This window comes from Desulfurobacterium pacificum (genome assembly GCF_900182835.1).
Taxonomy (GTDB): Bacteria; Aquificota; Aquificia; order Desulfurobacteriales; family Desulfurobacteriaceae; genus Desulfurobacterium_B; species Desulfurobacterium_B pacificum.
This window is the reverse complement of sequence record NZ_FXUB01000006.1, coordinates 1-13,467: the sequence shown is the minus strand read 5'-3', so window position 1 is coordinate 13,467 and position 13,467 is coordinate 1. Positions and strand designations below refer to the sequence as shown.

The following is a 13,467-nucleotide window of genomic DNA, read 5'->3' as shown; positions in this document are numbered from 1 at the left end:
AATGAGAGTGCCTGATATAAAATTTTTTGACCTATTTCTAAAATACGATAGAGAAAGGGAAACAACATTACAGAGGAAAACAGAAGAATTATCTTCTGGAAAACAACTCCTTTACCCTTCCGACAACCCTGTTGATGCTGCAAGAGTTCTCCGATTCAAAAGGTTAATATCAACTTTTGAAAGGTTCAACAGAAACATTGACTTTGCCAAAACATCACTTGAAAATGGAGAATCTGTTTTAGATACCGTTGTCAATACTCTCCAAGAGGCAAGAGCCAAAATAGTTCAGGTTATGAACACAGGCATCATAAATGAGGAAGACGCCAAAACGTTAGTTGACTACTTTAAAGCAGTCAAGGAATATATAATCAATCAGGCTAACTTCAAAATCGGAGATAACTACATCTTTGGAGGGGTAAAAGTTCAAGACCCTCCCTTTGATTCTGATGGAACTTATAATGGGAGTACAAACGTTACAACCGTTGCTGTAGCAAATGGAGTGGAAGTAAACCTAAACTTCAACGGAGCTGAAGCGTTCGGAGTAAACTCCACAAGCGGAAAAATCACATCAGTAGAAGTAATTGACCAGATAATAAATATCATTGAAAGCGGCAATATTAACCAACTAAACACAGCAACAATAATAGTAGACGGCACTCAAATGAAACTACTTGACGCTTTTGACAAAGGGCTCAATCAAATTATGGAGTACCGTTCAATATTAGGAACTCAAATAGCAACAGTAGAAAATCTAAAAACTCAGAACGAAAACTTAAGACTTCACTATTCAGACTTAGTATCAAAATTAGAAAATGCTGACTATGCCCAGACCATCTCTGAATACGAAAAGGCGAAAACTGCTTACGATGCATTACTTGCTGCCATACAGCAGACCAAAGACTTATCACTGCTTAAATACTACAGATAATGAACGTCTTTAGTTGTTACGTTGATGTAGAACGTTTTTTAGGACTTCCTGTTAAGGAGTTAGTTAGATTTTTAGTATGTCTCCCCTACCACCTGCGGATTCCCACTATCGTTTTAATAGCCAACTTTTTCCAGCACGTAGATAAGACAAAAGACTTTATAGAATTTGAAAGAACAAAAAGAGAGGAATTCTTTAACAGCATCCCTTTAAAAGAACACAGCAAGACAAGACTCTGGAAATTACTTAAAAACTTTTTCCTTAAACACTCCGAAAACTTATCAGGCAAGGAAATCCCTCAAAACGACCTTATAGCTCTACGAAAAGGAAGACTCTTTGAAGAGTTGGTTTTTAACTTAGGACCAATAAACAGAAAAGCGGTAACCCTCACGTGTCTCCACTGCCAGCCGATGGTAAACAGAAAAAAACTCAAAATTTTTTGCAATAAAAAAGACCTCAGCAGCAAAAATATAGATGTAGCGTTCTGGGGAAGAAACTACGTGGAAGGGTTTGAATGCAAAGGAAACGTTGAATTCTTTATAAGGTTAGGAATGGGAAATTCTGAACGCTCAAGAAAGGTCAAAGAAAAAATCCTCTACCTCCACCTCCTCTCAAAAGAACTCAAAAGATACTTTTCAGACGTCCACATCTACCTTGCAAGTTTCGCGCCGGAAATAGATATTAACTTTTCCATTTCAACCTGCAAAAAGTGGGTTAAGGAATACTGCGGTAATGAGAAACTCCAATTCAGAATAATAACGGTAAAGGATTTCCTCAAAGAAATCTAAATCCAGCCCTTTCTCCTGAAATAGTAGAGAAGGAATAGCGTCACTCCCAACATAAAAATAGAAATAACCCATATACCGTAAGCTTTAGCAGCAAACGGCAGGTTTTCAACATTCATACCGTAAAAGCTGCTTATAAACATCAAAGGTTCAAGAACTGTAACGAAAATGGTGAGCGTTTTCATAATATCGTTCAGTTTAAAAGAAACGAGAGAAGAAAAAACGTTTAAGACGTTCTGAATAAACTCGTGAAGCGTCTCTGCCCTATCGTAAAGTATGGATACCTCATCAAGTAAGTCCCTAAAGTAGTGAACGTTCTCACCTCTCATAAATCCTGGAGCGTAGGAAATCAGAGACCTGTATGTATCTCTTAACTGCTTCAAGGCTCTTCGCAGAGTTAATATCTCGTATGAGAGGTCAGATATGTCTTCCAGCAGCTCAGGGTTCTGCTCTTTAAACACCAAAGCCTCAACTTCGTCAGCCTGTTCTTCCAAAATATCCGTAACAGCTTTAAACTTATCCGCTACAATACTGGAAATTAACCACAAAATTCTCCCCACCCCCTCCTCAAACGGGTTCTCTTCAAGCTGCAGATTCTTCTTGGCTTCCTCAAAAAGCCTTCTACTGCCAACCGTAACGATGTAGTCCTTTCCCCAGAAAACGCACAGTTTCTTCTGTCTGCTGATTCCGCCGTCAAAGTAGTTCATCAAAAGAAATATGTAATCATCAAAAACTTCCACTTTAGAACGGGCTTCCGACCTACAGTCCTCCACAGAAAGCTCATTTATAGACAGCTTTTCAGTTAAAAATTCTTCTATTTCATCGTCAATCCGCCTTATATGTATCCAGCACGGCTTCTCAAGAGAAAGAGAACCATCAAGAAGCGCAGAAGGGTCAACCCTCAAAGTCTCTACCGAATTCCCTTTAGGAACAACTATCCAGACAACGTTTTTCATTACATTTTCCTGTCAAAAAATATGTTCTTCCCGCTCACAGAAAGCGGAATACCGTAACCCAATTTCACCTTCTCAGGAACAAAACCTCCAACAATAGCTGCCTTACCGAAAGAGAACATAACCCTGTTATCAATGCAGTGTTCTGCAGCTACTTTAACGGCAGACCCCACCGCTATTCCCAAATCCCCAACAGCGTAAGAACAGTAAGCACCAACAGCTGCTGACTTTTCACAATTCTCAAAACCGCAAAAGCCGCAGAAGGGAACACCCCTCGGTTTAACTTCCGTTCCTATAAAAACAACAACCAAAGAATCTCTAACGTTTTTCGCATCTCTTATGAAGAACTTAACGTTATTTTCCTCCCCCAACTTTTCCATCAAGTCTGCAACCCTATCTTTCCCTTCACCTTCAAAAACCTTTACATATAAAAGATTCTGTCCCTTCCCCTTAGGTGCTGTTATCGCTGCACAACACATCAACTCCGCAACCGTCCTGACGGCAGAAAGTACGTTAAACTCCATCTCTCCTCTTCTCCTTTAAAAACTCGTTAATCTCTTTCACAACTTTTTCCGGCTGAAGCTTATGTGCTTTCAGAACAACCTCAAGAGGTTCATCTTTAAACCCTTCGCAGTAAAGACACTCTTCTATATAGCGGTAAAGAATATCTTCAACTTCCGGGTACTTTTCAAGGCACTCTCTCAAAGTCATACTCAAGTTAACGAACAAAATACCTCCTTACTGCTCTATCGGTTTAGATAAAACAAAAGCCATATAAGCTAAAGCTAATACCAACATTGCCATAAGAACGTATAAAATCAGCATAATCTTTCTACCCGGCTTTTTTACGCAGGAAGCTTTCCAATTAGAAATTTTATAAAAAGTAAGCGTATAAATAAAAAATCCCCCCAAAAACAACGGGGGGATTCCAAAACTCTAAACGAAACGATTACATCGTCAGGTCAAGTATCTTTCCTGCCCTCTCTATATCCTCAGAAGAAGGCTGTCTGCACTCAGGTGAGGTTTCCTTAATTATCCTTGCAAGGATATAAAGTAGCGTTCCAACAATTTCTGGAAGTCTCTTCTCAAGTTCAGCTTCAAGTGGATACTTTAAAGGTGGCTGTGTAGCTAAAAAGTCAAGAACATCTTTTAACTCAAGAGCTTCTTCCAAATCCCTGAATTTTTGCATAGACTCTAAGAAACCCTTTGTCAAAGGAACGTCACATTCCCAAATAACGTCTCTGTTGTTAAAGCTCGCATTTCTTTCACCAATGAGAAGCAAATCGTACAATTTCTTTTCTACAATGTCCGTGATTTCTTTAGCCTTGTTCTTGTCAATATCAAGGCTCGCAGCTTTTCTGAAAAGAGCTTCTAACTTTGCAAATCCAACAACTGCCATCTCTCTCCTCCTCAAACTTTATTTTAAATTTTCTAAAACTGAATTTAATCTAAAACTCCAACTTTTCAAGTAGCTATCCCATTCCTGATATACTTTCCTATGCAGACAACTATAGCAGAGGAGCAGGAATGGACAGAAAAATAATAGAACAACACGTAACTTATGAGGAATACGAAAAAATAAAAGAGATTTTAGGAAGAGAACCCAATTTGGTAGAGTTAGGAATTTTCTCTGCAATGTGGTCAGAACACTGTTCCTACAAATCCTCACGTCCTCACCTCAAAAAGTTCCCCACAGAAGCACCATGGGTTGTTCAAGGACCAGGCGAAAACGCAGGAATAATAATGGTTGATGAGGAAAAACAGATATGCGCAGCTTTTAAAGTAGAATCCCACAACCACCCATCATTCATAGAACCGTTTCACGGAGCAGCAACAGGCGTAGGCGGAATCCTGAGAGACGTTTTTACAATGGGTGCAAGACCCGTTGCCTGCATGGATTCCCTGCGCTTTGGTGAACTTCACGACCCAAAGATGCGCTACGTTGCAAAAGGAGTAGTATCTGGAATCAGCCATTACGGAAACTGCGTAGGCGTTCCAACTGTAGGCGGTGAAGTTTACTTTGACTCCTGCTATCAGACAAATCCCTTAGTCAACGCGTTCGCTTTAGGAATAGTAAGAAAAGACAAAATCTTCTACGCTAAAGCTGCTGGCGTTGGAAACCCCGTTATCTACGTTGGCTCAAAAACAGGCAGAGACGGTATTCACGGCGCAACAATGGCTTCTGAAGAGTTTTCTTCTGAAGAGGAAGTTGAAAAGAAAGTTAACGTCCAGGTCGGAGACCCATTCATAGAAAAGCTCCTTATAGAAGCTTGCCTTGAAGCGATGGAAAAGGATGGCATAGTAGCCATTCAGGATATGGGCGCAGCTGGATTAACCTCATCTTCCGTTGAAATGGCTTCCCGTGGCGGCGTTGGAATAAAACTTGACCTTGATAAAGTCCCTCTGCGTGAAGAGAACATGACGCCTTACGAAATAATGCTTTCAGAATCTCAAGAAAGAATGCTTGTCGTATGTGAAAAAGGAAAAGAAGAAGAGATAATGGAAGTATTCCGCAAGTGGGAATTAGACGCCTGCGTAATAGGAGAGATAATAGAAGAACCTGTAATAAGGCTCTTCTGGCATGGTGATAAAGTTGCAGAACTCCCCATAAAAGCTTTAACAGACGAAGCCCCTGTTTACTACAGACCTTTCAAAACTCCCAAATACATAATAGAAAACAGAAACTACAACCAGAACGAAATTCCGGAACCGGAAAACTACAATGAAATAACGAAAAAACTCCTCTCATCGCCAACAATAGCAAGCAAGAGATGGATTTACAGACAGTACGACCACATGGTTCAAATAAACACCGTCATCTATCCAGGCGGAGATGCTTCTCTCATAAGAGTAAAGGAAAGCAAAAAAGGAATAGCTATAAGTTCCGACTGCAACGCAAGGTATTGTTATCTAAACCCATATGAAGGCGGAAAAATAGCAGTTGCTGAAGCAGCAAGAAACGTTGCCTGCACCGGCGCCAGACCAAAAGCTATAACCGATTGTCTCAACTTTGGAAGCCCGGAAGACCCGGAAATTATGTGGCAGTTCGTTAAAGCAACAGATGGAATGGCAGATGCATGCAGAATTCTTGAAACGCCGGTGGTAAGTGGAAATGTCAGTTTCTACAACGAAACGACAACTGAAAAAGGCAAAAGGGCAGTTTATCCTACCCCAACTGTTGTATGCGTCGGAGTAATTGACGATATTGAGAAGAGGATGACATCGTTCTTCAAATCACCCGAAGATGTAATAATCCTGTTAGGAGAAAACACAGGTAACGTTTCAGGCTCAGAATACCAAAAGTTAGTCACAGGAACGATAAAAGGACAGGGACAGACAATAGACCTCCAGTTTGAAAAAACCCTACAGAACGCTTTAATTGAAAGCATAGAGAAAGGCATGATAAAGAGCGCCCACGATGTATCTGAAGGCGGTTTAACCGTTGCACTGTTTGAATCTGCTTTTGAAAGAGAGTTGGGCTTTGAAGTAGAACTTTCCGAAGATATAAGAACAGACTTCCTGTTTTTTGGAGAAGAGCAGAGTAGAGTTATTATAACGGTATCACCAGAAAAGGTTGAAGAAGCGTTAGAGTTCTTCAAAAAGAAAACTGTCCCAGCAAAGGTAATAGGAACGGTAACAGCACAGAAAACAGGTATAATAAAACATAAAGGCAAAGAAGTAGTTAATTTAAGCATTCCTGAAGCCAAACAACTTTACGAAACAGCTTTGGAAAAAGAGTTATCAGGTGAAGGAAATTGAAAGTAGCAACCTATTCCCAGACAGGTTATATCTCATATACAGGGTGGGAAGGCTTGCCTTCTCATCCGGCATCTTTTTCCTCTTCCTTTCTCTATCATCTATAAGCAAACTTCCTGTAGCTCCAAGTTCTCTATTTATTTTAGGAATTTACGTTATAGTCAGTGTAGCGCTTCTCCTTTTTTCCAAAAAACCGTACACATTTGAATTCCTGTTGGACGAAGCTGTCATATTTACCTTAGTAGCATCAAACGTCCTTAATTACAACTTCTTTTCCATATTTCTCATATTTCCTGTTTTTTTCTCAACGATAATATTGGGTAGTATCAGCGGAACAACATCTCTGATATTTGGTCTCTTCCTTCACATAATTTTTTTCCTTCAGAAACATAACGAAGGAATAGCAACTGGAGTACAAACAGTACTTAACAGTACAGCTTTAATAGCAATGTTTGTTGCAGGATTAAAGTTAGAAAGAAAGCTCAAATCTCAAGCCTTCTACATAAAAGAGTTAGAAAAAGAAAAGGAAAGAACTGAGTTTTACAAAAGACTATACGAAATAAGCGCCAATATGGCTCATGAAATCAAAAACCCCTTAGCTTCCATTAAAGGCGCTTTGGAACTGATAAAAGAGGGGAAGCAAAACGAACGCTTGTTAGAGATAATCTTTAAAGAAACAGACAGACTTGACAGAATAGTAAAAGATTTCCTTCATCTATCTCGCCCATCTTCACCCATAAAAACTGAAATTTTTCTACCTGAGGCATTCCAAGAGATACTACAATCGCTCCAACATTTTGGCAAAAACTATAAATTAGATGTAGAGCCGATAAAATTTAAAACGGATGCCCGCGGATTTTACTCAACAATTGAGAACATCGTTAGAAACGCTTTTCAATGGGCTGACTCTAAAGTAGAAATTCACTGCCACAAAAACAACCACACATTAGAAATCATCGTAGAGGATGACGGACCTGGCATACCAGAAGAGGAAAGGGAAAAAATATTTGAACCTTTCTATTCAAAAAATCCAAACGGCTCAGGCTTGGGACTCTCCATAGTTAATAAATTTATATTAGAAAACAAAGGGACAGTAAAAGTAGAAAAGAGCAAATTAGGTGGAGCAAGATTCGTAGTCAGACTACCACTTTCAGAGGAAGTTTGATGGAAGCGCTGATTCTTGAAGATGAAAGAAGCCTTCAGGAAATATTGAAAATCCTATTAGAAGAATTCTCCTTCAACGTAACAAGCGCCTACACCGTTGAAGAAGCTCAAAACTACCTAAAGAGCAACTTTTTTGACATAGCACTGATAGACCTGAGACTCCCCGATGGCAACGGAATGGAAATAGCAAGGGAGATAAAGAAACACTCACCAGAAACAGAAATTGTCATCATAACAGCCTTTGCATCAGCAGAAACGATAAAGGAAGCCTTTGAATTAGGCGTTTATGACTACATAGAGAAACCTTTCAAGTTAGAAGACCTACGATTAATCATAAGAAACCTCAAAGACAAGGTAGAACTTAAAAAGCAGGTAGGAACTTCTGAAATTCCCCAGCTTATAGGAAAATCTCCCGCCACCGAAAAACTCAAAGAAACAATCAGAAAAATAGCACCATACGACGTAAACGTCCTCATAACAGGTGAAAGCGGAACAGGAAAAGAAGTAGTGGCAAGGGCAATCCATAACCTCAGCAACAGAAACAGAAAACCGTTCATTGCAATAAACTGTGCAGCCTTACCTTCTGAACTCCTTGAAAGTGAACTCTTCGGATACAAAAAAGGAGCCTTCACCGGCGCAACGAAAGATAAAAAAGGACTTATAGAAACTGCAAACGGCGGAACGCTCTTCTTAGACGAAATAGGGGACATGCCCATTCCTCTTCAAGCAAAACTTTTAAGATTCCTGGAAACCAAAAAGTTTATTCCATTGGGAAGCACAGAAGAAAGAGAAGTAAATGTTCGGATAATTGCAGCCACAAACAAAAACCTAAAAGAAGAAGTTAAAAAAGGAAACTTCCGTGAAGACCTATTCTATCGCCTATCCACAATACAGATTCATATCCCACCATTAAGAGAACGTAAAGAAGACATTCCTCTCTTAGTAGATTACTTCGTCAAACAACTTTCAAAGAAGTACAACAAAGAGATAAAAAGAATTTCCCAAAACTTTATAAACTACCTCATGAACCAACCTTTGGAAGGAAACGTAAGGGAACTCAAAAACATAGTGGAAAGAGAAGTAATCATGTGTGACGATGGAATTTTAGGCAAAGGAGTTCTCTCTACCGAAACGACTTCTTCTTTGCTTCCACCTTTGACAGAAGGGGGAGTAAATCTCAAAGAAATACTAAAAAACGTAGAGAAAGAGTACTTACTAAAAGCCCTTGAACTTGCAGGTGGAAAGAAAACAAAAGCAGCAGAACTGTTAGGACTTACATTTAGAGAATTCAGATACAGGCTTTCAAAATTAAACAAACTCCCTGAATAGAAAAGCCGTTTCAGCATCTATACTGACAAGTCTCACCTCTTTCAAATGGTAAGCATCGTTTTTCAAAAACTTAAGGACTTCATCAACGATAACTTTCACGCCTTCTCTCTTAGGATAACCAAAAATTCCCGTACTAATCGCCGGAAGGGCAACAGAGGAAACACCCAAATTCTCAGCAACCTCAAGAGCCGACCTTACAGCACTTCTGAGCTTTTCTTCCTCCTTCCCTTCACCCCAAACAGGACCGACAGTATGAATAACGTACTTAGCCTTGAGCTTACCACCTGAAGTATATACCGCTTTACCGACAGGGATTCTCCCCCTTTCCTCAACAATCCTGTTACTCTCTTCCTGAATTACCTTTCCTCCCTTCCTCACTATAGCACCAGCAACACCGCCTCCGTGCTTTAAAAAACTGTTGGCAGCGTTCACTATCGCATCAACATCCTCTTCAGTAATATCTCCCTTAACAACCTTTACTACCCTATCACCTAAACTAACTTCTTTTAAAACCTCTCCCATCTACCCCAAATCTCCCCATATATATTGAATCAGCGTCATTCCCGCAATAGCTGCCGTCTCAGCTCTCAAAATTCTCTTACCCAGATATATAGGTTTAAAACCCTTCTTTCTCAAAACCTCAATCTCCTCCTTGCTCAAACCACCTTCAGGTCCAACCAAAAACGAAACGGAGGAAGCGGAAAACGATTCAAAATCCTTAAAAGAATTACCTCCTTTCTCCCATAAAACAAAAGAGATATCCGTATCGCTCTCAACCTCTGACAACTTCACAGGTTCCTTTAAAACAGGCAGAACGTTCCTTCCACACTGCTTAGCAGCGTTCACAACTATATCGTTCCACCTTCTTAGTTTGCCTTCCCAATTCTTTACGTTATGGGCAGTAGAGGAACGTTCGCAAACAACGGGAACTATTTCAGTAACGCCCAACTCGGTAGCTTTTTGAATTGCAATCTCAAACTTCTGCATCTTGTTGGTTATACCCATAAAGAGAACGGAACGTAAAGGACTATCCCTGTTAACGTTTATCTCCTCAACAACCTTTAACTTAACAGACGTCGGCGAGGCAGCAGAAATTACAGCTAAGTATTCCTTCCCTTCACCATCAAAGATTATTACTTCATCGCCTTTCTTTAACCTCAAAACTTTTAAGGCGTGGCGGGCTTCCTGCCCCCTCAAGTAAGCCACATCACCTTTAATACTATCTGCCTTAAACCTTCTCACAACCTACCTCTACTTAGACTCTGCCATCTCTCTCTTTTTCTTCTTGGCTCTAACGCTTATTCTACCTTTTGGCGTTATGTCAAACACCACCTCACCACCCTCAGTAAACCTTCCCATCAGAATCTCATCGGTCAACCTATCTTCAACCAAGTTCTGAATAGCCCTTCTTATCGTTCTCGCGCCGTATTCTTTCCTAAACTCTTTGTCAACAACGTATTCCACAAACCTGTTTGTAACGTGAACCTTCAGGTTTCTCTCCTTCAACTCTTCGTTCAATCTGTCTATCTGCTTTCTTACAATCTCCTTAACATCCTCACGGGTAAGCGGATGGAACACGATAATCCCATCAAGCCTGTTTATAAACTCAGGTTTAAAGAACTTTTTAACCTCTTCAAGGACGAAAGATTTCATTCTTTCAAACGAACGCTCCTCTTCCTTTCCATCTGCCACTTCAAAGCCTAAACCTTTCTGGGAAGAGATAAGGTGTTTAGCTCCAAGGTTAGAAGTCATAATAAGTATAGTATTCGTAAAGGAAACAGTCCTTCCCAAACCGTCTGTAAGGCGACCGTCTTCCATTATTTGAAGCAGAACGTTGAGAACGTCAGGATGCGCCTTTTCTATCTCGTCAAGGAGAATCACCGTGTAAGGCTTTCTTCTAACAGCCTCAGTTAATTGCCCGCCTTCCTCGTACCCTACATATCCTGGAGGTGCACCGATAAGTCTTGAAACTGTGTGCTTCTCCATGTATTCGGACATATCTATTCTTACCATAGCCTTTTCATCACCGAACAGCGACTCAGCCAAAGCCTTTGCAAGCTCCGTTTTACCTACACCTGTAGGACCAAGGAAAAGGAAACATCCTATCGGTCTATTTGCATTACTCCTTATACCTAAACGGGAACGTTTAATAGCCTTTGCAACCGCTGTAACGGCTTCTTCCTGACCGACTACTCTCTTATGAAGTTCAGACTCAAGCTTTAATAGCTTCTCTGCCTCTTTCTCCCGTAACTGCTGAACAGGTATTCCTGTCCACAAAGCCACAATCTCTTCAACTTTTGACTCATCTATCACTACCTTCTTATCGCTCTCTTCCTCTTTTATCCTACGCTTAAGCTCCTCAAGCTCTGCAACTAAGGAAATCTCCTGCTGTTTGTAGAAGTGAGCCTTCTCGTACTCTGCCATAGCAAGGGCTTCTTCTTTCAAAGATTTAACCTTCTCTATCTCTTCTTCAAGTTTTTTAACTCTATCGTCTTTGGCTGTCATCTGAAGCTGAGCTTTAGCACCCGCTTCATCTATTATGTCTATCGCTTTATCCGGCAACTTCCTGTCATTTATGTAGCGAACCGCCAACTTAACGGCTCTCTCTATCGCTCCATCGGTAATTTCTACGCCGTGAAACTCTTCAAATTTCGGCTTCAAACCTTTCAGAATTTCTATAGTGTCTTCAACGGTTGGTTCTTCAACGATAACAGGCTGGAATCTCCTTTCAAGGGCACCGTCTTTTTCTATATACTTTCTGTACTCATCAATTGTTGTAGCACCTATTACCTGTATCTCTCCTCGGGAAAGTGAAGGTTTTAAAATGTTAGAAGCGTCCATAGAACCTTCAGCTGCACCTGCCCCAACAAGCGTGTGAATTTCATCAATGAACAGAATAACATCCTTGTTGTTTTCAAGCTCTTTAACTATAGCTTTGAGACGTTCTTCAAACTGACCCCTATACTTGGTGCCAGCTATAAGAGAAGCCATATCAAGAGAAACGATTCTCTTCCCGCGGAGTTTTTCAGGTACTTCACCCTTCGCTATTTTTATGGCAAGCCCTTCAACGATTGCCGTTTTACCTACTCCCGGCTCTCCTATGAGAACAGGGTTGTTTTTACGGCGGCGGGCTAAAATGTGGGTAACTCTCTCTATCTCTTTTTCCCTACCGATTACAGGGTCAAGTTTGCCCTCTTCTGCAAGCTTTGTAAGGTCCCTACCGTATTTATCAAGGTTGGGAGTTGCTGTACGGCGGGGGGATTTTTTCTCTCTTACTATACCTCTCAGTAAGTTGGAAACTTCCCTTCTCAACGTATAATGGTCTAAACCGTAACTTCTCAATATTCTTCCCGCAAGTCCAAGTCTTTCTTTAGCAAGGGCTATAAATAGGTGTTCTGGTCCTACGTAAGCGTGACCTAAGATTTTTGACTCTTCAAGTGCATGTTCCAAAACTCTCCTCGCTTCTGTAGAAAACGTTATGGTATTAACGTCAACTTCAAAAGCGGCAGGTTGAACTTGAGAGATAATTATCTCCTGAATTCTTGCCTTTGAAATGCTGTATTTGGCTAAAATCTGGTTTGTTATCTCATCCTCTTTGAGAAGGGTCAATAGAATATGCTCGGTTCCTAACTTTTCAGACCTTAAAGCAACAGCCTGCTCTTTTGCTTTGATGATAATTTGTCTGGCTCTTGCTGAAAATCTTTCAAACATACAATCTCCTTCTATAAGGTTTTAAATTAAAACTCCGTCTTTTATAAGGTATGTTTTATCTGCAAACTTTTCCAGTTCAGGATTATGTGTAGCTATAAAGAAAGTTATCTGAAACTCTCTATTAAGCTCCCTCATAAGAGAAATAACAGATTTGGCAGTTTCTGAGTCAAGGTTCCCGGTAGGTTCATCAGCTAAAACTATTTCAGGGTCGTTAACCAACGCTCTCGCTACAGCAACTCGCTGCTTTTCACCGCCAGAAATCTCAAATGGTCTGTGAGATAATCTATGCTCAAGATTTACAGATTTCAATAGCGTTTTTGCTTTTTCTTCGGCTTTTTCCTTCTCTACTCCAGCAATCAAAAGAGGAACCATAACGTTTTCTAAAACTGTAAGTTCGTTAATAAGGTAGTGAAACTGGAAAATAAATCCTATTTTTTTGTTGCGAAAAGAAGCTATTTCCTTTTCGGGAAGGGAAAAAGGATTAACGCCGTCTATGATAATTTCTCCTTTTGTTGGAGAGTCAAGGGTGCCTAAGATGTGGAGGAGGGTGGATTTTCCAGAACCAGAAGCTCCCATCAAAACTGAAAATTCCCCCTTCTCAAGAGAAAAACTTATTCCTTTTAGAGCTTCAACTTTTTCAGTTTCAGTTTGATAAATCTTCCAAAGATTAGAAACTTTGACTATTTCTTTCAAGAGATACCTCAAAGGAAGGGAATTGCTTTTTGAAATATAACATGGAGGGAAAAATAAAAAAAGGCCTGGCACCGCCCTACTTTCCCACCCCGTCTCCAGGGCAGTATCATCGGCGCTGGCGGGCTTAACTTCCGTGTTCGGAATGGGAACG

At 40.4% G+C, this 13,467-nt stretch carries 13 protein-coding genes and 1 rRNA gene; 5 read left to right on the top strand and 9 right to left on the bottom strand.

From position 1 onward, the window contains the following. Position 1 precedes the first annotated feature (1 nt). Together flgL and QOL23_RS07870 are read left to right on the top strand one after the other, a co-directional pair. On the top strand, positions 2 to 928 hold the full coding sequence (flgL, locus tag QOL23_RS07875; RefSeq protein WP_283401041.1) for a flagellar hook-associated protein FlgL: 927 nt from the start codon (positions 2 to 4) through the stop codon (positions 926 to 928). Further along, a complete protein-coding gene (locus QOL23_RS07870) occupies positions 928 to 1,713 on the top strand; it encodes a hypothetical protein (protein ID WP_283401040.1) in 786 nt (261 codons plus the stop codon). Before flgL ends, QOL23_RS07870 begins: the two co-directional genes overlap by 1 nt. Here the strand turns inward: QOL23_RS07870 and QOL23_RS07865 are convergent. The 4 genes from QOL23_RS07865 to QOL23_RS07850 all read right to left on the bottom strand — a co-directional run bounded on the left by QOL23_RS07865 (position 1,710) and on the right by QOL23_RS07850 (position 4,062). Continuing rightward, a complete protein-coding gene (locus QOL23_RS07865; protein WP_283401039.1) occupies positions 1,710 to 2,666 on the bottom strand; it encodes a magnesium transporter CorA family protein in 957 nt (318 codons plus the stop codon). The two genes, QOL23_RS07870 and QOL23_RS07865, sit on opposite strands and share 4 nt — an antisense overlap. Further along, entirely contained in the window at positions 2,666 to 3,187 is a 522-nt protein-coding gene (locus QOL23_RS07860; protein WP_283401038.1) for a ferredoxin domain-containing protein, read from the bottom strand. Before QOL23_RS07860 ends, QOL23_RS07865 begins: the two co-directional genes overlap by 1 nt. Further along, positions 3,177 to 3,392 (bottom strand): hypothetical protein, encoded by a 216-nt coding sequence (locus tag QOL23_RS07855; RefSeq protein WP_283401037.1) that lies wholly within the window; start codon positions 3,390 to 3,392, stop codon positions 3,177 to 3,179. The genes QOL23_RS07860 and QOL23_RS07855 overlap by 11 nt, the downstream gene beginning before the upstream one ends. A gap of 220 nt (positions 3,393 to 3,612) precedes the next feature. Beyond that, on the bottom strand, positions 3,613 to 4,062 hold the full coding sequence (locus QOL23_RS07850; RefSeq protein ID WP_283401036.1) for a DUF1931 family protein: 450 nt from the start codon (positions 4,060 to 4,062) through the stop codon (positions 3,613 to 3,615). Positions 4,063 to 4,190: 128 nt separating this feature from the next. Here QOL23_RS07850 and purL point away from each other — a divergent pair, with 128 nt between their 5' ends. Genes purL through QOL23_RS07835 form a run of 3 tightly spaced genes read left to right on the top strand, consistent with a single transcriptional unit; the run spans position 4,191 to position 8,912 of the window. After that, positions 4,191 to 6,422, top strand: a complete 2,232-nt coding sequence (purL, locus tag QOL23_RS07845; RefSeq protein WP_283401035.1) for a phosphoribosylformylglycinamidine synthase subunit PurL — start codon at positions 4,191 to 4,193, stop codon at positions 6,420 to 6,422. Beyond that, positions 6,409 to 7,584 (top strand): sensor histidine kinase, encoded by a 1,176-nt coding sequence (locus tag QOL23_RS07840; protein WP_283401034.1) that lies wholly within the window; start codon positions 6,409 to 6,411, stop codon positions 7,582 to 7,584. Before purL ends, QOL23_RS07840 begins: the two co-directional genes overlap by 14 nt. Next, entirely contained in the window at positions 7,584 to 8,912 is a 1,329-nt protein-coding gene (locus QOL23_RS07835) for a sigma-54-dependent transcriptional regulator (protein WP_283401033.1), read from the top strand. Before QOL23_RS07840 ends, QOL23_RS07835 begins: the two co-directional genes overlap by 1 nt. On the opposite strand, the gene QOL23_RS07830 is transcribed toward QOL23_RS07835, so the two are convergent. From QOL23_RS07830 to rrf, 5 genes are all read right to left on the bottom strand, one after another. After that, on the bottom strand, positions 8,892 to 9,434 hold the full coding sequence (locus tag QOL23_RS07830) for a macro domain-containing protein (RefSeq protein ID WP_283401032.1): 543 nt from the start codon (positions 9,432 to 9,434) through the stop codon (positions 8,892 to 8,894). The genes QOL23_RS07835 and QOL23_RS07830 overlap by 21 nt on opposite strands. Further along, complete coding sequence (locus QOL23_RS07825) at positions 9,435 to 10,154, bottom strand: 16S rRNA (uracil(1498)-N(3))-methyltransferase (protein WP_283401031.1); 720 nt, start codon at positions 10,152 to 10,154, stop codon at positions 9,435 to 9,437. It lies immediately after the preceding gene. Positions 10,155 to 10,163: 9 nt separating this feature from the next. Then, positions 10,164 to 12,623 (bottom strand): ATP-dependent Clp protease ATP-binding subunit, encoded by a 2,460-nt coding sequence (locus QOL23_RS07820; RefSeq protein ID WP_283401030.1) that lies wholly within the window; start codon positions 12,621 to 12,623, stop codon positions 10,164 to 10,166. Positions 12,624 to 12,644: 21 nt separating this feature from the next. Beyond that, a complete protein-coding gene (locus tag QOL23_RS07815; RefSeq protein WP_283401029.1) occupies positions 12,645 to 13,316 on the bottom strand; it encodes an ABC transporter ATP-binding protein in 672 nt (223 codons plus the stop codon). Between the two features lie 63 nt (positions 13,317 to 13,379). After that, positions 13,380 to 13,467: ribosomal RNA gene (gene rrf / locus QOL23_RS07810) — 5S ribosomal RNA — on the bottom strand; the annotation flags it as partial.